The sequence below is a fragment of the Hallella sp. genome (genome assembly GCF_037460745.1).
GTDB classification, from domain to species: domain Bacteria; phylum Bacteroidota; class Bacteroidia; order Bacteroidales; family Bacteroidaceae; genus Prevotella; species Prevotella faecis.
In genome coordinates, this window is the sequence record NZ_JAXVAE010000055.1 from 1 (window position 1) to 21,875 (window position 21,875).

Genomic DNA, 21,875 nt, shown 5'->3' on the forward strand with positions numbered 1-21,875 from the left:
AACACTTGCGAGTTTTTTTGCAATTAACAAGTCGGCATATTTCGGATGGTTACCTAACAAGAACTCTATTCCCACGACCCATTTGGGATTAAGAAAACCGACAACTTACCACCTCTTAGTCCCAAGTAACAAAAACTAAAAACGAATGACCGATGCAGAATATCAACAATAAAGGTGTGCCCCGTATAAGAGCACACCTTATTGTTAGGTATCTTTCGTAACTGCCACTCTAAGAGGAGCGCATCAGATATTTGAGCTTAGGAAAGCTAATCTCATAGGTCTGACATTCCGATTACTCAGAGAGGGTTACTCAGATGGCTGTTAGAGATTTATTCGGTAGCGCCATTCAGGCTCACGATGTAAGCCTGGTTGGCAGGAGTCTCAGCCACGCCGTTGTAGACAGTCAGCGGACCATAGATGGTCACATCGTCGCCTTCCTTAACCTGCTTGTCGCCATCGGCCCACTTGCGGTTGCCCATATAGAGCACGCGGAAGGCCTCGAAGTCCTTAGCCTTATCGTTGGCATAAGTACCATCGGTTGAAATGTAGAACGAAGCATTACCGTAATTAGCGTTGAACGCGCTGGCAACCTTAGAGATCTTGCCGGCTACATACACCTTGGCTGATGTGCCTGCGTTGGCGGCAGCCACAGCGCCCAGTCCGCTGAACGGATTGGCCTTGGTGCCGATACCATGAGCATCGGTGGTCACACCGTTAACGCTATACACATAGCCCTTGTCGGTCTGAGCCACACCATTGTACTTCTTCACGGTAGCGCAGATAATGACCTCGGCACCTGTAGCGATCGGAGCATTGCCCTCAACCCACTTCTTGTTGTTGAACCACAAAGCGCGGAACACCTGCATATCCTTGGCAGCATCGCCGTTGTTGTAGGTTCCGTTAGAAGAAATCCAGAACGTACCGTTGCCATACTTGGCGCCGAACTGGCCGTTATTGGCAATCTCTGAGACGTAACCCTTGATGTAAACCTGTGTGGGAGACACGTTGTCGCCCAGCGACTTCACATAGTCGATAGCCTCCTCAACGGTGTAAGGCACAGCCAGAGTTCCCGACAGGCCAGCCTGAGCCACCTGGAGCTTCACACTTGAAGAGTTGCCAGATGTGCTTGACGTGAAGGTCACGTCAGCGCTACGTGCACCAGCCACGTTATTGTTAGCATGGAAAGTTACAATAACGGTATCAGAAGGATTGGGCTCAATCTTTGAAGGAATACCAGCGATGAACTTGGTCTTCACAACGCGGAGCCAGCTCTGGGCGTTGGCGTCGATCTCAGGATAAACACCACTTCCCTTATAAGCCACTTTCACATTGTACTCGCCACCAGCGGCAGGAATAACACCTTCTGGAGTCTCAACGATCTTCACCAACGACTTCTTAATGTTGAGAACCGTTACGTTGACGAGCTGACCATTACCGTTATAGGTGCTTCTCGGACCCTCCACAGTGATGTAGTCGCCCTTCTCAATGCCTAAGCTTGAGAAGTTCTTCTGCTTACCGTCCTTGTCGAGCGTACCATAGAGATAAAGTTCACCTGTACCATCATTGATATAGAGGTTGCCGTATGTGGTGTTAGCGATGTCGGTCACCGTACCGCTTACGCGATAGGTCTTGCCATCAGGACCAGCCAGCACCTCAGCACATGTTGCTGTTGTGGCCTCCATAGAGCCCTGACGAACCACCAAGTACTGACGCTTGTCGCCAATGCTAATCTGCAAAGGAATCTCACGACCACTTCCGGTGGCGTCGGCGTGGAAGATCACCTGTGTAACACCGGCTGACCCCTTCAAAGTAGTAGCTGTGAGCCATGTGGGCAACTCGGCCTTGATGTCCTTCTTGTCGGCATCCTTGCCAATCACCACCGACTTTTCAAACTCCCAATCGCCAGTGGCGCTGATATTCACAGTGTCGTTACCACCGCCCTCGGGAATCGTCAGGTAAGTCTTGTCGAGAGAAATCTCGGCAAGCGAACCGATCGTGTTATCATCCGAACATCCCACCATGAGGAATGCGCCCAGGATGAAGCTTAATGAATATTTCAGTTTCATAAAATTCAAACTTAAAGAGTTCTTGATTAGTTGAACATGTATTTAACACCGATAGAAGCGTACCAGCACTGGCCTACAACCGGGTTGTAGACGAAGGTCTTCACGTTGCCGTTGACAGCCTTAGGTGTAGAGAACACGGGATAACCGTCAGCGTCAGTGTGGTCATACTTCAAGATACGACCCTCGTTGAGCGCAGGGTTCATGTACTTAGAAACACCCCAACTATCATTGAAGAGGTTCAAGAGGTTCTTCACGTCGAATGAGAGCTGCAGGGTGTGCTTGGTCTTGGCGACGTTCACCGTGAAGTCGTGCTTGTAGCTGATGTCAACGCGATGCACCCAAGGATTGTAAACGCTGTAAGCCTCAGCGTACTCACCCTGATGATCCTTCAGATAGCCATTGGCGTGAACATAGTCCATGAAACGCTTCTGGTCGTCGAGCGATGTGAAACGGAACTCATTGTTAGCCACCTGCTTGTCGGTGGGGATGTAAAGAGCGTCGTAGCTATAGCCATCACCGTTCATGTCGTTGGCCAGCATGTATGAGTAGTTGTAACCACCGCGCCATGTCTCATAAATCAAGCTATAGTGGTTGCCGCTGCGGTCGTGAGCGGTAGCCGACAGGAAGAAACGGTCGGGAGTGGTGTTGATGCTGTTGTGCAGCTTGATGCGGTTAGGACCGAACACGGTGGGCACGTATGTGAATGCCGACTCAGCGTTCGAACCAGGCAGAGAGGTAACCTCCTTGTTGACCTGATGGGTGTATGCGGCGGTCAGGCTCAACCACTTGGTGGGCTCGGCCTTCACCTGGAACATGGTAGACCAACCATATCCACGGCTTGTGTTCTCAAGCACGAAGGCCTTTGTTGATGTGCGGAAACCTGTGGGATAGATGGCGCGGTTATCGGCGCCATTCCAACGAGCGAAGCTCTCAGGATCGCGCATGCTCCAGTCGGAGATTGTGGCAGCGTTAAGCGTCTTGTTGAAGATGGCCTCGGCGGTCACCGTCATCGGGAAGCCCACGGGCAAAGAGTAATCGACAGCGATAGAGCTCTTCCAAACCTGAGGCATCTTGAAGTCGTGGTCTACGGCAGAGATAGAGCTGGGCACCGTTCCCTCCTCAGGAGTGATGGTGGTGGGGTAACCCATTGCGCCAAGTTTGTTGTAAAGAGCGGCAATAGAGGCGCGACCATTTTCGTCGGTCACGAGACCGCCAGAGAAAGCACCTGTGAGGATGTCGTTAACCGATGTGTAGCCATTCTGGGCAGCATAAGCCTGAACGGCGGCGGGCAGACGGTTGAAGTTGGTTGTGGGACCCAGCTGCATCTGGTACTGCACCATACCTGAGTTGGTAGGCATGTTGGTGAAGAACACCAAAGGCAGACGGCCTGAGAAGAGACCTGTTCCACCACGAACGATCAGGCTTCTATCCTTCATCACATCCCATGTGAAACCAACACGGGGAGAGAATGTGAGGCTTGATGACGGCCACTTGCCAGTGTCGATGTGACGACCGTTGTAGCTAAGTTCCTTGATGGCGTTGTTGGTCATCAAGTCGCCATTGTTGAAGAAGATGTTGTCGATACGCAATCCGTAAGTCAACTTGAAGTTGTCGGTAGCCTGCCACTCATCCTGGCCATAGATACCCACCTTGCTATACTGCACGCGAGCAGTAGGATTCATGTCGCCGTTGTAACCGTAAGTCAAGCACACCACCTCAGGAGCGGCGCCGTTGATGAAATCGTCGACGCTGCGATAGCGGTAGTAACCTGTTCCGTTACGCATATACTGGTTGTCGGCCATCTGGTGCTCAAAGTTGAAGCCACCCATGATCTTATGGTTGCCATAATAATAGGTGAGGTCATCCTTGATGTTCCAAGTGGTGTTGTGCACAGCGTTGTTCCATGTGAAGAGCTCATAACCGAGCGACATGTACTGCACGTTCTGGCCTGTTCCGTCCTGGATGTCGATGAAGGGGAACTCAGAAGAGTCGGTGCCACGCACATCATCCTTCTTGGCGAATGTGGCGAGGAACTGGTTGGAGAGGTTGCTCGTCAGACGGCTGTTCAAGTCGAGAGAGAACGAGTGCACCTTGTTGTTCATCGAGTACATAGAGTTGGAGAACGACATACTATACAAAGAAGTACGTGAGTAGGGCGAGCGAACACCACCGTCCATTGAAGAGGCGTTGGGTGCTGTCCAGTTCTCGTTGTTGGTATAGTTGTAGCGGAAAGCCAACTTGTGCATGTTGTTGATGTTCCAGTCGATACGGGCCAACAGCTTGGTGTTGCTCTTATCGGCGGGGAAGCTTGTGTAAGAACCAGGGTTGTAACCATACTTGGTCATCACATGCTCCTTTACGCGCTCCATGTCGGCAACCGATGCGTATGACAGACCAGCGTCGGAGTTGCCCACGCCGTCCTCAGAGGCACGCCATGTAACGGCCTCCGTCGGGGTCTTAACCACCTCGGCGTTCACGAAGAAGAAGAGCTTATCCTTGAGGATCGGTCCACCAAGCGTCATGCCATAAGTGGTAGAGCGGTCCTTGGCGCGAGCTGTAGCGATGGTTGTTCCGTCGATGGCGTCACCACGCATGTTCTCGTTCTGGTGATAGATGTAAGCCGTACCCTTGAAGGTGTTGGTACCGCTCTTTGTGATAGCGTTCAAGCCGCCGCCGATGAAGTTGGTCTGGCGCACGTCGAACGGCGAGATAACCACCTGCACCTCCTGGATGGCATCCATAGAGATGGGGTTGCCGCCACCGGGCAGGTTTGAAGACAAGCCAAAGTCGTTGTTGAAGTTGGCACCATCAACCGTGAAGTTGGCTGTACGACCATCAGAGCCGGCGAACGTCAATCCGTTACCTCCGTAAGGAGAGAGGCGGGTGAGCTCGCTTACCGAACGGTTTACCGTAGGCATGCTTGCAATCATCGAGTTGTCGATGTTGGTCGACGCGCCTGTCTGCTCTGTGGTGAACTTAGTTGCCTTAGAGACGACCGTCACCTCCTTCAGCTCGTTGGTAGCCTCGTTAAGCACAACTGGCAGATTGTAGGTCTGAGCAAGTTCCAACTTAACATCGGTGAATTCCTTGGCCTGATAGCCAACATAGCTCACCTTGACTGTGTAAGGACCACCGGGGCGCATACCATTGATGGTAAACATACCCTTGCTGTTGGTCACAGCCTGGTACTTGGTTCCCGAGGGCGTGTGCACGGCCTCGATGGTAGCGCCAATGGCGGTTTCGCCATCGGCCATTACCTTACCACTCAAACCAGAAGTTGTAATCTGAGCCGTCATTGTGGTAATGAAGCTTACCATCAACGCAACCAGAATAAGCAATCTTTTCTGCATAAGTTTGATAAATTAAAATTTAATAATATGGGGAGAATCCCCGTTCATTGTTGATTATTTGCAAATTTACCTAAAAAAGGTGAAGAGGGTGTTACGATGATGTGAAATTTTCTGCGACGAGCCCAAATTCCTTAGTTCTGCATCTTCAGGCATTCCACCTCTTGCAGCCACAGCGCCGACACGGCATCCGAGGGCATGCGCCAATCGCCTCGCGGACTGAGACTTACCGATCCCACCTTCGGTCCATCGGGCAGGCAGGAGCGTTTAAACTGCTGGTTGAAGAAACGTCGGCAGAACACGCCCAACCAATGGATGATGGTGGTGTCGTCGTAACGGCCCACCGATTCGTCGTTGCCATTGTTGTCGCCAAACGCTTTCTGCGCCAAGAGGAATATCTTACGGGGGCTGAAGCCGTGACGAAGGAAATGATAGAGGAAGAAATCGTGGAGCTCATAGGGTCCCACGAGGTCCTCGGTCTTCTGCTTGATCTGTCCGTTCTCATCGGCCGGGATCAGTTCGGGCGAGATGGGTGTGTCGATAATGTCGCGCAACACAGATGCCGAAGCATCGTCGACGGTTTGCGCCACATAGCGCACCAGGTCCTTGATGAGCGTCTTGGGCACCGATGCGTTCACACCATACATCGACATGTGGTCGCCGTTATAGGTGGCCCACCCCAACGCCAACTCTGAGAGGTCGCCCGTTCCAATCACCATGCCTCCCACCTGGTTGCTCAGGTCCATGAGGATTTGTGTGCGTTCGCGCGCCTGACTGTTCTCGTAGGTCACATCGTGCACGGCCGCGTCATGGCCAATATCCTCGAAATGCTGCGTCACGCTCTTGGCAATGCTAATCTCGCGAACGGTCACCCCGAGGTCGTTCATCAAGTTGATGGCGTTGTTATAGGTGCGGTCGGTGGTGCCAAAGCCAGGCATGGTTACGCCCACTATGCCCTTGCGGTCGAGCTTCAGCTTATCGAAGGTCTTCACGCAAACCAGCAAGGCCAACGTGGAGTCGAGTCCACCGCTGATGCCCACCACCACGTTCTGGGCATGGGTATGGACGATGCGCTTGGCGAGCCCCATGACCTGTATGTTGAGAATCTCCTCACACGACTGTCGCATGGTCTCATCCGACGGCGTGAAAGGTTGCGGTTCTACGTGGCGCTCCAACACAAAGTCGCGCAACTGCGCAGGCTCGGCCTCGACAAAACGGATGTCCTCACCAATCATGCGGCGCTGCGCGTTCACAAATGTGGTGTTGTTGCGACGGTCGGCCCTGAGGCTCTCCACGTCGACCTGGGCCTCCACGACCTGTGTTTCCAGCGAGAAACGCTCGCCTTCGGCCAAGCAACGGCCATTCTCATAAATCAGGGCGTTGCCACCATACACCACGTCTTGTGTGCTCTCGCCAAAGCCAGCCGAGCAATACACGTATGCGCTCATGGTGCGTGCGCTCTGTTGTGCGAGCAGGCCGGTGAGGTACTCATGCTTGCCCAGAAGCTCATCGGAAGCCGAGAGGTTGAACACGATGTCGGCACCCGCCAAGGCCAGGTGGTTGCTGGGAGGTGTAGGAGCCCACACGTCCTCACAAATCTCCACACCAAACACGGCGCCATCGGCCGTGCGGAAGAGTTGGGGGGCGGGAGTCAGCGTCACCATGTGGCCCGCATAGCGTATGGTCATCTCGCGCAGGTCTTGCAACGAGGCAAACCAGCGCTTCTCATAAAACTCATTGTAATTGGGGAGATAGGTCTTGGGAACAATGCCCAAGATCTTGCCTTTCTGAAGCACAATACCACAGTTGAGCAACAGGCCGCCCGCCACGACGGGGGCGCCCACAATGCAGATGATGTCCAACTGGCGCGTGAAGTCGAGCAGGGCCATCACGCTGTTCTCGGCAGCGTCGAGCAGCAGTTGCTCGCGAAAGAGGTCCTGACACGTATAGCCCGTTACGCTCAGCTCTGGAAACACGATGATTTCCACGCCGCGCCCTTCAGCCTGGGCTATGATTACTTCCATCTCCTTTGTGTTCTGAACACAATCGGCAACCTTCACAGAAGGCACAGCCGAGGCCACTTTGATAAATCCGTACTTCATATTATCAATTCTTCCTCTATTAAATAGGAATGCATTAATATTCCGCAAAGTTAGCCAATTTTTCTTAAATTCCCAAATATCTTCATTATATAACATTAAAATCTCACAAAAATAATTGCAGATATCGCCCCCTATAGCTATATTTGCAATAAAATAAGAATTATTAATAACACATTCAACAGAATATGGACAACAAAGAATTAACTCCCATCGTTTTAGGAAACGACTTTGATAACGTCGCAGACATTTTAGCAGGCTCTGAATCATTTTTTAATGGATACACTCCTGAAATAGCATGTACAGGTGTTGGCGGAGCCGCATGTAAAGAGTCATGCATTAGCGGCTGCAAAGACAGACCCAAAACCGGAGGCAACTGCGACGCTAGCTGCAAAGGTGGCTGCAAAGATGGCTGCGTTGACGGATGTAAAGACGGATGCAAAAATGGATGCAAGGAAGGAAAGAAATAATATCCTGCCATTCAATTCTACAATTAAGTCTCTTAAAATTCGGCTAAGATGGATAGTTTTCTTTTTAACCCCGAATACCATTTAAGACAAGACGGGGATCGGGTCATTCTTTTTTCAGACGAGGAAGTTTCTGACAGATCAGAAGAATGGTTTTCATTCATTCATCCCTACCATGCCATGATGTTATCATTTTTCGATGGGCAAAGCAATTTCCAAGATGAAATAGAAGCATGCGCATCATTCTTTCATTTACCATTTGAGAAAATGAAAGAAATAGTTGAAAAATTCCTTTATAAAGAACATTGGTTCACGATTCGAAGCGGTAATTACTATATAAATTTCCCCAAAAACATATTAATTCAAGTAGAAGTCGGAAACGCAAAACGCAAGGACTATCCAACACCTACCAATTTCAGCTATTACGGAGAGCCCGACTATAACACCATCAGGCTCAAATACCCTATAAGTATTAACATGGAGTTAACCATGAAATGCTATGCCAATTGCTCTTATTGCTATGCCAACAGGAAACTCAACGATAAGTCCATGCTCACTTTATCTGAAATAAAAGATGTGATAAGACAGGCTAAAAAGAATGGAGTTTACCAAATTGACATCAATGGTGGAGATGTCGTCTTGCACCCTCACATTAAAGAAATTCTACAAGAACTTGTATCTTGTGGCTATACCCCTTTAGTATCTACAAAAACCACACTCTCAAAAGAAATGATCGATTATGTCATCTCTTTAAAGGATGTTCGATTACAAATTTCTTTGGATACTATAGATTCTCAAATATTGCACAAACTTATAGGTGTGCCAGAGAATTACCTTACAGAAATGTCAAAGTCCTTGGCATACCTTTCGGAAAAGCGTGCCAAAATTCAAATCAATGTCGTGCTGACCAAATACAACTCCAGCATTGCTGAAATAAAAAAATTGTTAGATTACCTTACTAGCTATAATACCGTAAAAGAAGTTCGTTTCAGTCCCTGTGGATGTTCCATATATAGAAAGGGGTTTAAAAACCTGATCTTATCTTCTAAGCAAATGGATACAGTATTGTTAGAAATAGCAAGATTGAAAAGTTCCTATCCTAATCTAATAATCAAGACATCACCATTTGACAGAAAAGAGGAATACGTTTCTACGCATAAAAAAGAGATATTCCAAACAAGAGCATTGTGTACCGGAGGAACGCGTTCCGCCGTTATCTTACCCAATGGAGACATGACTATTTGCGAAGAACTATACGATCACCCTGCATTCGTTTTAGGAAATGTTCGCAACACTTCAATTAGAGAGGTTTGGAACTCATCCAAAGCAACGTCCTTATATCAAACACCAACAGATCCCCTATCAACAAGCCCATGTAAAAATTGCACGTCAAGAACGGAATGCAGAACTGGTGTCGGAGTCTGTTGGAAATTAGTTCTTTTAGCGTACGGCTCTCAACATTGGGATTACCCCGACCCCAGATGTCCACAGGCTCCTAAATTTCTCAAAGATTTTTACTATGAATAGTAATCTTTTATTATCACTCAGACCTAGCATCTTGATTTGGTTGTTCATGTCGCTTGCTACGCAAGCCCAAGCGCAAGACAACAAAAAGGGCAACCAACCAGACAGCATCCCCACCACGCTATTGAAAGAAGTGTCGGTAAAAGCGAGAAGGAACTTATACAAGACGCGACCTGACGTTATCATTTACGATGTCAAGGCTGACTCTTCCTTAATCGGGAAAAACAGTTTCGAAGCCTTACGAAACGTCCCCTTACTGAATGTTGAGCGCAACGGCAACATCCACTCCGTTGGAAACTGGCCCATTGAATATACGGTAAATGGTTCTTACGACCGCACAGTATCAAGCAACATCCACGACGCCCTCGAATCGTTGGAGGCAAAATACCTCAAGAGGATTGAAGTGCGCATTGTGCGAAACATCAACGGTCAGCAGACGTTGCAAATCAACCTTGTCACCAAAGGACGCTTGTGGGGATATCGCGGCCTTGGAAGTAGTTCCCTTTCTGATTCCAACTGGAGAAACGGCGCCTTTGCTTTTGCAAAGAAAAACAAATTTGGCGCCACATTCTCATACTACAACAACTGGAGATGGGGCCATGACAGTCGTTTGAACTCAGAAGAATGGAGATATGCCTCCAACGATCTTTATCATGCGAAAAGTGAATACAAAAGTTCAGGCTTTAAGGTCGACTTGCATAACTTCGAGACAACGTTATCCTATGAGATCACTCCGCTCAAAGTGGTTTCGCTCTATGCACGCACATTCCTCAAAACTAACCCACATAACACATCAACAAACGAATATGTCGCCGAAAACAATGCCGGCCAGCAAACCTACCGCTATAAGCAGAATGGATTATTCAAAATGAACGACTCCGAATACCAGGTATGCCTCGACTACGAGCAACTGTTTGGCGAGAATGCCGAGCGTGGAAAATTCTATGCAGGATATGAATTCTATTCACGCCCTAACAAGGAGCAAAACAACAACTACTACACTCTTCTGGAATACATCAATCCAAGTTATGTCAAGGATTTCTTCAATTATAACAAAGAAACCTCAGACAATGAGGATTGGCACACATTAACTGTAATGTACCGCAGAAAATTCAAACAGCACACGCTATATGCAGAAGATTTTATGCGTCTTCGCATAGAAAAAGAAGACATCACCCAACAGGAGAGCTACGCCTATGCTGACAATCCCTACGAAACGATAGAGCGCGATCAATATCGTCACAACCAATTCTCCAATGGCTTAAAGATAGGCTACAGCTATACCACCGACAAGATTGAAGCCAAAGCTGGTGCTTTTCACCAGTTTTTACGCGACACCTCCAAAAAGCCCTTACTGAACAATTCGTTTTCTGCAAACCAACAATTTGTCACGCCATACGCCGACTTCTCCTATGTGCCCAACTGGAGAGTTCGCTTCAATTTGTCCTATTCCATGGGCAAGCAAGTGCCTAACATCAACTCATTGAACCCCTATGTAGACACCACTGTGCCTGGAGAGATCTTCTATGGCAATCCAAACTTGAAACCACAAACAACGCAAGATATTTCGCTATCCTCAAACTTTAGGATCGGCAAATTTAACTTTAACGCTTCCTCCACTCATTCGTTTGGTAAAGACATCATACTGCGCCATTCGTTCCTGAAAGACAACATTCTTAACAAGACGTTCGACAACGTCGGAAAACGATATGAAAACTTAACCAAGATTGGCACATCCTCAAAGATCACGCCAACCACATGGATGCGTTTGGACGCAAGCCTTTATTACACCGACTATGCCGCCACTGAATATTACAACCGCAACAAAGGCTTTACCTTCTCTACGACAGCCTACATGGAACAGGAGTTGCCTCACAACTTCGACATAAACTTTGGCGCAGGCTACAACTCTCCCTACATTTACATGCAAGGAAAAGGCGACAAGAACTTCTATTACAACTTAAGCGTTTACAAGAGCTTTCCCAAACAACGAATCACCGTCAGCGCAGAAGCAAACAGTTTCTTGCCCATCTACTACAAAAGCTCTACCACAAGCAGCAGTGAAAACTATTACGAGATTACCCATCGTCGTAGTTTCCACGCATCATTCCAACTCAGCGTTCGCTGGAGATTTGGAAAGTTGAAAGCTGATGAGTACTCAGTGGATGAGCGATACGACCACAAAGATGTAAAAACGAACTATGACGAATAAAGAAATCGATCATATTATCGCATGCGAGATTGAAAGAATGTCCAAAGCCTCCAACCCGTTTTTAAGGAATGGCTATATGGGAATGTGTGTATTCTTGTTTAAGATGTATGAATTCACATCTGACAAGAAGTACTACCAATTAGCGCAGGAGATACTAACACGTGCTTGCGACTTATTAAAAAAAGGAAGCAAGGTTAACATGATAGACGGCCTATCTGGGATAGGCACATCTATTATGTGCTTTTTTAAAAAAGGCTATGTATCTGGTGACATCTATAAGATTCTAGAGAATATTGACAACGAAATTTTCAGAAGCATCATGCAAGCTATAGATTACTCGAATGACTTTTCCATACAAGGACATGAAGAAGCGCTAATAGATGTCGCACACTATATGTCTGAAAGAGTAGAATTCGGTCATCTTCCCATAGCCGAAAATAAAATATACAGACTTTTCGTATCCAAGCTTATAAACAAGCTATATCAACACATTGACTTTTCTTTTTACTTGGAGCCTATTCCTTTTTCATATAATTACCAATTAGCACGGTTTATATTGCTTTTACGCAAAGCCTATTCCGCAAAAATTGGAAGAAGTCGCATCATCCACATATGGGGAGAAATGCGAAGTACAATATTAGCGCAAACTCCATTTTATGATTGCAATAAGTTGATGTTATCATACGCATTAGAAATGATGCTATCCATCATTCCAAATGACGTAAAGCTTAAAGAAGTCACAACTAATTTCAAAAACAACATTTCCATCCTACACATTGCAAAAGAGTTCCCCTCAAATGCAATGTCTATGTTAAATGGAGTTCCTGGGATGATCAAAATCCTGAAAAAGAAGAGGGCCCATTTACCACAAGCAGAAGTTATTTCGTTGATGGAAAAACTCGAAACGTCATGTTACTACCCTTTAAAATATGAAAAAGTTTTAGAAGATCAATTTATAGGATATAATGGCATACTTGGCTTTATCATTGCTTACCAAAGCATGAAAGAAGACCTAGCCTTTAGCCAAAGGATTAACTAAAAACAACCTTATTAATCAAAATCACCTCACAAGCCGATATTTCTCAATAGCACTTGACCATGAAAAAAATAAATTTAATGGACATGGACTTTCTCATTCCAATTCGCATAGATTCTGTAGAAAGAATAGAGAATTTACTGTCAAACATAGGTTATTTAACAGAGCATTTTCACACTAACATATATGTGTTAGAAGCTTCACACACAAACAATCATCTTTTAGAAAAAATTTTACCAAAAGAGGTTGCATATTATTTTATAGAAGACTTAGACCCTATTTTTCACCGCACAAAATACATCAATATATTAGCAGAAAAAAGTTTTGGCAACAAGATCGCCATTTGGGATGCGGATGTAATCATAGATTATCAACAGATAATTGAAGCAGTAACCTCTTTGCGTAATGGAGAAGCAGAAGTTGCCATTCCTTATGATGGACGTTTTTATGATACGACTGAAATTGTAAGAAGTGTATATTTAGAGTTAAAAGACTTCGGAATTCTTTACAATAACATCAACAAGATGCTCCTACCCTATGGAGCCAACATGGCTGGAGGAGCGATCTTTATCCAAAGAAAGAAATTTGACTACGCTGGTGGTGAGGACGAAAATTTCTATGGATGGGGGGTAGAAGACTGGAATAGAATTGAAAAATGGAAGAAATATGGTTACACCATAAAAAAAACAGACGGTCCATTATTTCATCTCTCACATCCACGTGACATCAATGGAAGGATAAATTCCGAACTCCAAAAACGTAATGCATACAACATTTTAAGATCTACCCAAACTGGAAATATAGAAGATATCAAAGAAAGAACACATTCAAAGCTAACACACGTAATTACAAAAGACAAATTGCAGATTGGATGTGGAAATTGTTTGTTACATGGTTGGATTAATACAGACATTAAACCATGCTCAGATGATGTACTGTATATGGATATAACAAGACCATTTCCATTTGACGACAATTCTTTCAGATATGTTTATAGCGAACACGTATGCGAGCACGTTTCCTTTGATAGCTTTATATTGGCATTACGCGAAATATTACGAATACTGAAGCCAAATGGTGTATTTAGGATTGCAATGCCTTCGCTCGATTTTTTGCTTAACTTATACAACAACCCGAATGACAAGCTCAACTCTCAGTATATTCATTGGCACAACGAGACTTTCAATCCTAGCAACAACAACCTAAAGGACTTTTTCCCAAAAGACTTAGCCGTATTAACAATTAACAACTTTATGCACAGTTGGGGACACAAGTTCATATATAGTAAACAAATGATCGAGCATTCCCTAAAAACGATTGGTTTTAAGAGCGTTAAGCAATGCGATATCGGGAAAAGCAATCATATGGAACTACGTAATTTAGAACAACATGGTACGCAAATTCCAGATTGGGCAAACAAAATGGAAACTGTAATTTACGAAGCTGAGAAATGATGACGAAACGTTATATTCCCCTTTCTGCATCATTTATTGCAAGCCATGCCAAGAGGCAAATAGCGTTAAAAAAATACAATTTGTTACCACGGCTCAAGAATATCAACTATATTTGCAACAATAAACCTAAATTCCACAACAATGTCACACGATTGGCCCGTCAAACATAAAGTGTTGCTGTTCATTCTCCTCGCGTTTGCCATTTTCCCTGCAAACGCACAGACTACTGTTGAGCAATACAAGGCATGCCTTGAGAAACATGGAGAGGATCCCGTAGAATACATATTCCGACTGTTTGAAAAGGCAGATGTGGTGATCCTTGGCGAACGCGATCATCGCGACATCACGCAATACGATTTCATCTCGCGCCTACTGGCAGACAAGCGCTTTTCCGAACGAATCGGTTACGTTTACACAGAGGTGGGAAGCGCCAACAAGACAGAATCTGCCAACAAACTAATCAAAACAGACTGGGCAAGCGAGGAGGATTTTCAAAAAGCGCTAAGGGAACACTTACGCTATGAAGATTATGGCTTCCTTTGGGAAAAAACCAATCGCTCCACATTTCTCGGCAACCTCTATCACATCAACCAAAAGTTGCCCCACGACAAGAGGATAACCCTTGGACTAACCGACATCGCCTTCGATTGGACCCAATGGACTTCGCCCGACAAATACAAGTGGACCTTTCCCAATAAATACAGGAAATGGGCACGTAAAAACACCTATTTTCACAAAGGGCAGCGCACTTTCATTCGTGACAGGGAAATGGCAAAAAACTTCCTGAGCCAATACAAGAAGCAGAAAGCTATTAACGGTCACCAAAAGGCGCTCGTCATTTGGAATGAGCCGCATGCCATGCGTTTGCCTCATGGCAAATGTGCTGGCTACCGCACGAAGAAGTCCCTCGGAGAAGAAAACGTAAAGATTGTTTGCCTCAATTGGTACATTTGGAGCAACCCTGGCGAATTTGACTTTGCAGCATCAAGCGGACCAGGACTCATCGACGACGGACGATGGGATGCGGCGTTCCAGTTAACAGGCAACAAGCCAGTAGGATTCGACCTGAAGGGAACACCTTTCGGCGATACAAAAGCATGGCATTACAACGACGGATCATCGTGGAAAGACCTTTCTGACGGCTACATTTTCCTCAATCCGTTCTACGAATTCATAGGCTCGATAGGTATCAAGAATATTCTCAACGATGAATGTAAGCCTGATATGCAACGCCGCCTCAACTTGATGGCCGACACAGGCGAAATGCCTTCTAACGATTGGGACGAGATGAAGCTGTATTACAATACGGTACGAACCTTCCCGATTCCCGATGAAAGGACTCGGAAACACATGAATGAACAACTCGACAAGCAACTGCAACAAGCATCGGAACACTGATACCATACCCAAGCAACAAGCAGCCCCAAGCATGTGCCCCACTGACCGAAAAGTGGGGCGAGGTGGATTTTTTCGGAAGGATTGACAGACCGTCACGATAAAAATTCGTAAATTTGCGAATCATGTCGAAAGTATTACTATGTTTGGGCAGCAATAGGGATGCGTTGCGTCATATCGATGCAGCGCAAAATATGTTGCGCCGCACCCTTGGCGACATTCGGTTCAGTCAGTCGCTATGGACGAAGCCCATCGGAACCGCCACACCATCGCCCCTCTACCTCAACTGCTTGGCGCAGGCCGACACCAACTTGGGCTATCCCGCCCTGCACCAGATGTTGAAAGACATGGAACGCACCATCGGCTCGACCCCCACCGAGCGTAAGCAGGGCATTGTGCGCATCGACATCGACATTCTGCTGGCCGATGGGCAGCGCCACCATGAGGACGACTGGGAGCGGCCTTACGTAAAAAATCTCTTGGCCCAACTGTAACCACGTATCCAAAGCCCTTCTGCCCATAGGCCGCCTTTACGCTGACTGTGCAACCCATCGTTTATAAGCACGGAAAACACCCAACAAACTACATTAAAATCTACATTGTTTTTCTGAGCAAAAGAAATCGTGGCTGCAAATACGCGATTCTCAATCATATTTTGTTACCTCCAACAAATCCCTGACTACCAAATAGTTAGCCACAAAGCCATCCCGCCACACTTAAAGCCCTCAGTTTTGCGCTTGCAAAACATGCCTAACCACACTGCCAAACATGCCTAACCTAACTACGAAACATGCCCGATTGAGACTCCAAAAGGCAGCTTTCGCAACTCGATTAGGCATCTTTTGTAAAATCACGGTTTACAAGCGATGCTCCGATCTCATAAAAACCACAAAATCGCCCTCTGGTTTACACAAAAAGCCCGACCCGTTTTTTCTATAAAAAACTCAACAAACCACACGTTCACACTTCTACACAAACAAACCACGACCCCTACCCTATAAAACCACAACTCCTTTCGCCACCCCCAATGAGGGGCGGCGAAAGGAGCGCCATTCGTATCATGCCCCCCAAAAAAGCCTGAGCGATTTTTAGGGGCATATCTTGTTATTGATTCATCAAGAACGACTTGAACGCATCGAAGTCGTTTGCCATCTCCACGCTTTGCTTCTTACCACGCATGAACGCCTGCAGACGCTCAGGAATGGCTATATCGGTTCCGAGGATATCGTCGACTTTCTCCTTGAACTTGGCAGGATGAGCCGTCTCCAAGAACACGCCCACCTCACCGGGCTGCAACAGTTCCTTCAAGGCCCTCCAACCGCAGGCTCCATGAGGATCGAGCACATAGCCCGTAGCCTCGTAACACTGGCGCATAGCCTCGCGAATACGATCGTCGGTATAGGTGGCACCACTGATGTCAGCCTTGATGTCGGCCCACTGGTTCGCATACAGGTCGAGTATACGGGCGAAATTGCTCGGATCGCCCACGTCCATGGCGTTGGCCAATGTCTGCTTGCTGGGCTGCGGACAATATTGGCCCGTCTGCAAGTAGTTGTAGAAGATGTCGTTGGCGTTGTTGGCCGCCACAAATCGCTTCACGGGCAGACCCATACGCTTGGCTAACAAGCCTGCGGTAATGTTGCCAAAGTTGCCGCTGGGCACACACACCACAAGGTTTGACGGATCGGCCACAGCCGCCACGCGTTTCAGTTGGGCGTAGGCGTTGAAGTAATAGAACGCCTGCGGCAGGAAGCGCGCCACATTGATGGAGTTGGCCGAGGTGAGCGTCATGTGGGCGTTAAGCTCGCCATCCATGAAGGCGTTCTTCACCAATGCCTGGCAATCGTCGAACACGCCATCCACCTCAAGAGCGGTGATGTTGCGGCCCAACGTGGTGAACTGGCTCTCCTGTATTCTGCTCACCTTTCCCTTCGGATAAAGCACATAAACATGGATGCCGTCCACCCCAAGGAATCCGTTGGCGACGGCCGATCCTGTGTCGCCGCTGGTGGCCACGAGCACATTGACCTCGCCACCAGCCATGGGGCGGCCTTCGCGGTCCTTATGGATGAAATATTGCAACAGACGGGCCATGAAACGGGCGCCCACATCCTTGAAGGCAAGTGTCGGGCCATGGAAGAGTTCCAAGCTATAGATGCCCTCCTCCACGCGCCGCAACGGCGTCTCGAAGGCGAGTGTGTCGGTAACGATACGCTTTAGCGACGCATCGTCGACATCGCCGCCAAAGAAAGCGCGCGCCACCTCGAACGACATCTCCTGAAAGGTCAGTTGTTCGATACGATCGAAAAAACTGGCGGGCAACTGCTGAATGTGGTCGGGCATATACAAGCCCCGGTCGGGGGCGAGACCACGCTCCACGGCTTCGCGCAATGTAGCCTGGGGAGCGCGCCCATTGGTACTGTAATACATCATGGTTATCGTGAATTATCCTATTTCCATAAACTTCCTCATAAACTCAGTGAGGTGCAGCAAGCCGTAGGCACCTTCCACGCACGACACCTCGTCGTAGACCTGCACCTCATCGGGCTCAATGCCTCGGTGCCAAACAAGGAACGGCACGGGCTCCTTCTCATGGGTGCGCACCTCCACGGGTGTGGGATGGTCGGGCATCACGGCGATGCACACGGGCTCGTCCCATTTCTTCACCTCATTATATATGGGCTCCACAATGCGGTGGTCGAGATACTCTATGGTGCGCAACTTGAGTTGCAAGTCGCCGTCGTGGCCGGCCTCGTCGCTGGCCTCCAGATGGAGGAACACAAAGTCCTGCTGCGCCAACGCCTTCAGGGCGGCCGAGGCCTTGCCCTCATAGTTGGTGTCGGCCAAGCCTGTGGCACCCGGCACCTTCACCACGTCGAGCCCCGCATAGCGGCCAATGCCACGTATGAGGTCGACGGCCGAGATGCACGATCCGGTGTGGATCTGTGGGTACAATTGCTGCAAGGTCTGCATCGACGGGCGATAGCCCCCACCCCACGGCCAGATGCTGTTGGCCTTCGCCGCGCGTTGCTGGTTAAAGGGATGGACGGCAAGCAACTGCTGGCTCTTTAGTATCAGGTCGTTGAGCAGGTCGGCCGTCTGCTGCCCGGTCAGTCCGTCGGCAGCCCCATGACTGAGGTCTTTGCGGTCGGCCCATCCCTCCTCGGGTTTCACCATCAGGTCGGCCCAAGGCTCATTGGGATGGTCGTGGGGCGGAGCGCACACCACATGCTTGTTGCCTCCACGCACAACAAGCAGGTGGCGATACTGTATGCCGGTGACAAAACGCACACGCTCATTGCCTAAATGGTCGTTGAGGTAATGGAGCAGCACGTCGGCCTCTTCGGTCTTCAGGTGCCCACCATGGTGGTTCTTGATGACCCCGTCCTCCAGCTCGATGATGTTGCAGCGGAGGGCGAAGTCGTCGGGGTGCAGGTCGTAGCCGATGCTTGCGGCCTCAAGGGGGCCACGTCCTTCATAAACCTTATCCTGATCATAGCCCAAGATGGTGCTGTTGGCCACCTCCGACCCTGGCAAATAGCCTTCGGGAATGGTGGTCAGGCGACCTGTACGCCCTTTACGCGCCAGCATGTCCATGTAAGGAGTGTCGGCATATTGCAGCAAAGTCTTGCCGCCCAGACGGTCCACGGCGTGATCAGCCATGCCGTCTCCCAAGATAATGATGTGTTTCATGCTTATACGTTGGCTATCGACATGATGTTGGCAAACACTCCGGCAGCTGTAACGCTGGCTCCGGCTCCATATCCCTGAATCTGCATGGGATAGTCCTTGTAGCGCTCGGTAGTGAGCAGGATGATGTTGTTGCTGCCCTCCAGGTTGTAGAACGGATGGGTGCTATTCACGGCTTTCAGTTCCACGCTGGTTTTTCCGCCATCCATTGTGGCCACGAAACGCCAGCGCTTACCCTCGGCTTCCAACAAGCGTCGGCGTCGCTCAAAGTCGGCGTCGAGCTGGGGCAGACGCTTCCAAAACTCGTCGAGCGTGCCTTGGAAATAATCGTCGGGCACAAAGAGATGCTTTTCCACATCGGCCTGTTCCACGCGGTAGCCTGCCTCGCGGGTTAGGATGACCAACTTGCGTATGACATCGGTGCCGCTCAGGTCCAAACGTGGGTCGGGCTCCGAATAGCCATTCTCCTTGGCCATGCGCACCGTCTCGGAGAACGGCACATCAGCTGAGATGGCGTTGAAAATGAAGTTGAGCGTGCCGCTGAGCACCGCCTCTATCTTCAGGATCTTGTCGCCCGAGTTGCGGAGGTCGTTGATGGTGCCTATGACGGGCAGTCCGGCACCCACATTAGTCTCGAAGAGGAACTTTACACCGCGACGCATGGCGGTGTCCTTCAAGTAGGCATAGTCCTCATAGCGCGAGCTGGCGGCAATCTTGTTGGCGGCCACCACGCTGACGTTATGCTCCAAGAACGAGCGGTAGAGCGCGGCTATGTCTTTCGAGGCTGTGCAATCCACAAACACGGAATTGAAGATGTTCATGCCAATGATGTTGTCGCGCAACTTCTCGGGCGTGCTCGTCTCCGACGTTTTCAGCAACTCGCGGTAATTGGCAAGGTCGATGCCGTCGCGCGAGAAGATGGCGTTCTTGCTGCTGGCTATGCCCACCACGTTGAGCTTCAGGCGGTTGTGCTCCTTCAACTGCTCATATTGTGAACGTATCTGCTCAATGAGCTTGCCGCCCACAGTTCCCACTCCGCAGATGAAGAGGTTGAGCACGTTGTATTCAGAGAGGAAGAATGAGTCGTGGATAACGTTGAGCGATTTGCGCAAATAGCGGGCGTTGATGACAAAAGAGATATTGGTCTCAGAGGCTCCCTGCGCGCAAGCGATAACCGAGATGCCGCTTCGGCCCAGCGTGCCAAACAACTTTCCGGCAATGCCGGGCGTGTGCTTCATATTCTCGCCAACGACGGCGATGGTGGCCAACTCGCTCTCAGCGTGCATGGGGAACATGGCGCCATCCTCAATCTCGGCCTCAAACTCCTTGTTGAGCACGCTGACGGCCTTGTCGGCGTCCTCGTCGCGCACACCAATAGAGGTACTGTTCTCCGACGACGCCTGCGACACGAGGAACACGCTGATGCCGTGGTCGGCAAGGGCGGTGAAAATTCGACGGTTCACACCGATGACACCCACCATGGAAAGACCCGACACGGTGATGAGCGTCGTGCCCTTGATAGACGAGATGCCACGGATGGCCTTGCTGTCGTTCTCCACCTTTCCCTTGATGATGGTGCCACGCCCCTCAGGGTTGAACGTGTTCTTCACTCGGATGGGGATGTTCTTGATGCAAACGGGATAGATGGTAGGCGGATAGATCACCTTGGCTCCAAAGTTGCAAAGCTCCATGGCCTCCACATAGCTCAGCTCGTCGATGGTATAGGCGGAGCGGATCACCTTGGGATCGGCCGTCATGAAACCGTCTACATCGGTCCATATCTCGAGCACCTCGGCGTTGAGCGCCGCGGCCACAAGGGCTGCGGTATAATCGGATCCGCCACGACCGAGATTGGTGGTCTCTCCCGTGTCTCTGTCGCATGAGATGAATCCTGGCAGGATGGTCACACGTGGCAATTCGGCGAAAGCATCGCGCACCAACTTATTGGTGAGCACGCTGTCAAGGGTGTTCTTGCCATGCGCAAACTCGGTCTTGATAAATTCGCGGGAGTCCATCCACATGGAGCCACGCACCATCGACGACACGATGTTAGAGCTCAGGCGCTCGCCGTAGCTCACAATGGCGTCTTGGGTCTTGCGACTCAGGTCGCGAATAAGGTACACACCGAAATAGATGGAGCGCAACTGTTCGAAAAGAGCGTCGACCTTATTGAATAAATCCTCGCGGTCTATGGTATTGGTAATGATGGTGTCGATCATCTTATGATGGCGATCAACCATCTCTTCGAATGAAATCTTCCAGGCTTCGTTGCCACTAACGGCTTGCTGAGCGGTGGAGAGGAGCTTGTCGGTAATGCCCCCAAGCGCACTGACGACTACAACAATCGGCTGTCGACGTGCCTCATTTTCCACGATGTGCTTCAGGCTCAAAATGCTCTTCACGGAACCTACAGATGTTCCGCCAAACTTTAGAACTTTCATTATTCTTTGGGTTAAATTACTATTCTGCCACCCCCGAAACAAACGAGGCTGCGACAAAACTTGGTTGCAAATGTAGCAATATTAATTGTTTTTGCCAACGTTTTGGTTAACAATCTGTAGGTTTAAGTACACTTTTAGTAACAA

At 48.8% G+C, this 21,875-nt stretch carries 13 protein-coding genes; 7 read left to right on the forward strand and 6 right to left on the reverse strand.

Going from position 1 to position 21,875, the window contains the following annotated elements; translation table 11 throughout:
• Positions 1–329 precede the first annotated feature (329 nt).
• The 3 genes from WKK33_RS01645 to WKK33_RS01655 all read right to left on the reverse strand — a co-directional run bounded on the left by WKK33_RS01645 (position 330) and on the right by WKK33_RS01655 (position 7,515).
• Entirely contained in the window at positions 330–2,066 is a 1,737-nt protein-coding gene (locus WKK33_RS01645; protein WP_337932183.1) for a BACON domain-containing carbohydrate-binding protein, read from the reverse strand.
• Between the two features lie 26 nt (positions 2,067–2,092).
• Positions 2,093–5,416 carry a TonB-dependent receptor gene (locus WKK33_RS01650; RefSeq protein WP_337932184.1) on the reverse strand — a complete coding sequence of 1,108 codons (3,324 nt, stop codon included), beginning with the start codon at positions 5,414–5,416 and terminating at the stop codon, positions 2,093–2,095.
• Between the two features lie 131 nt (positions 5,417–5,547).
• The gene (locus WKK33_RS01655) at positions 5,548–7,515 is read right to left on the reverse strand and encodes an NAD(+) synthase (RefSeq protein ID WP_337570566.1); all 1,968 of its coding nucleotides are present in this window, start codon (positions 7,513–7,515) and stop codon (positions 5,548–5,550) included.
• Between the two features lie 185 nt (positions 7,516–7,700).
• Here WKK33_RS01655 and WKK33_RS01660 point away from each other — a divergent pair, with 185 nt between their 5' ends.
• The 7 genes from WKK33_RS01660 (at position 7,701) to WKK33_RS01690 (ending at position 16,094) form a co-directional block, all read left to right on the forward strand.
• Complete coding sequence (locus tag WKK33_RS01660) at positions 7,701–7,982, forward strand: hypothetical protein (RefSeq protein WP_337570969.1); 282 nt, start codon at positions 7,701–7,703, stop codon at positions 7,980–7,982.
• Between the two features lie 48 nt (positions 7,983–8,030).
• The gene (locus tag WKK33_RS01665) at positions 8,031–9,506 is read left to right on the forward strand and encodes a radical SAM protein (protein ID WP_337932185.1); all 1,476 of its coding nucleotides are present in this window, start codon (positions 8,031–8,033) and stop codon (positions 9,504–9,506) included.
• Complete coding sequence (locus WKK33_RS01670) at positions 9,499–11,715, forward strand: outer membrane beta-barrel protein (protein ID WP_337932187.1); 2,217 nt, start codon at positions 9,499–9,501, stop codon at positions 11,713–11,715. The genes WKK33_RS01665 and WKK33_RS01670 overlap by 8 nt, the downstream gene beginning before the upstream one ends.
• Positions 11,705–12,754: a lanthionine synthetase LanC family protein gene (locus tag WKK33_RS01675; RefSeq protein WP_337570456.1), complete on the forward strand. Its 1,050-nt coding sequence runs from the start codon at positions 11,705–11,707 to the stop codon at positions 12,752–12,754. The genes WKK33_RS01670 and WKK33_RS01675 overlap by 11 nt, the downstream gene beginning before the upstream one ends.
• A gap of 59 nt (positions 12,755–12,813) precedes the next feature.
• Positions 12,814–14,205, forward strand: coding sequence for a galactosyltransferase-related protein (locus WKK33_RS01680; RefSeq protein ID WP_337570454.1), 1,392 nt, complete (start codon positions 12,814–12,816; stop codon positions 14,203–14,205).
• Positions 14,206–14,346: 141 nt separating this feature from the next.
• On the forward strand, positions 14,347–15,603 hold the full coding sequence (locus WKK33_RS01685; RefSeq protein ID WP_337932189.1) for a hypothetical protein: 1,257 nt from the start codon (positions 14,347–14,349) through the stop codon (positions 15,601–15,603).
• A 122-nt stretch (positions 15,604–15,725) separates the two neighbouring features.
• Entirely contained in the window at positions 15,726–16,094 is a 369-nt protein-coding gene (locus tag WKK33_RS01690; protein ID WP_287768004.1) for a 2-amino-4-hydroxy-6-hydroxymethyldihydropteridine diphosphokinase, read from the forward strand.
• A 610-nt stretch (positions 16,095–16,704) separates the two neighbouring features.
• On the opposite strand, the gene thrC is transcribed toward WKK33_RS01690, so the two are convergent.
• Genes thrC through thrA form a run of 3 tightly spaced genes read right to left on the reverse strand, consistent with a single transcriptional unit; the run spans position 16,705 to position 21,731 of the window.
• The gene (gene thrC / locus WKK33_RS01695; protein WP_337932191.1) at positions 16,705–18,033 is read right to left on the reverse strand and encodes a threonine synthase; all 1,329 of its coding nucleotides are present in this window, start codon (positions 18,031–18,033) and stop codon (positions 16,705–16,707) included.
• Between the two features lie 12 nt (positions 18,034–18,045).
• Complete coding sequence (locus WKK33_RS01700; protein ID WP_337932193.1) at positions 18,046–19,293, reverse strand: cofactor-independent phosphoglycerate mutase; 1,248 nt, start codon at positions 19,291–19,293, stop codon at positions 18,046–18,048.
• A 2-nt stretch (positions 19,294–19,295) separates the two neighbouring features.
• The gene (gene thrA, locus WKK33_RS01705; protein ID WP_287767998.1) at positions 19,296–21,731 is read right to left on the reverse strand and encodes a bifunctional aspartate kinase/homoserine dehydrogenase I; all 2,436 of its coding nucleotides are present in this window, start codon (positions 21,729–21,731) and stop codon (positions 19,296–19,298) included.
• Positions 21,732–21,875 lie beyond the last annotated feature (144 nt).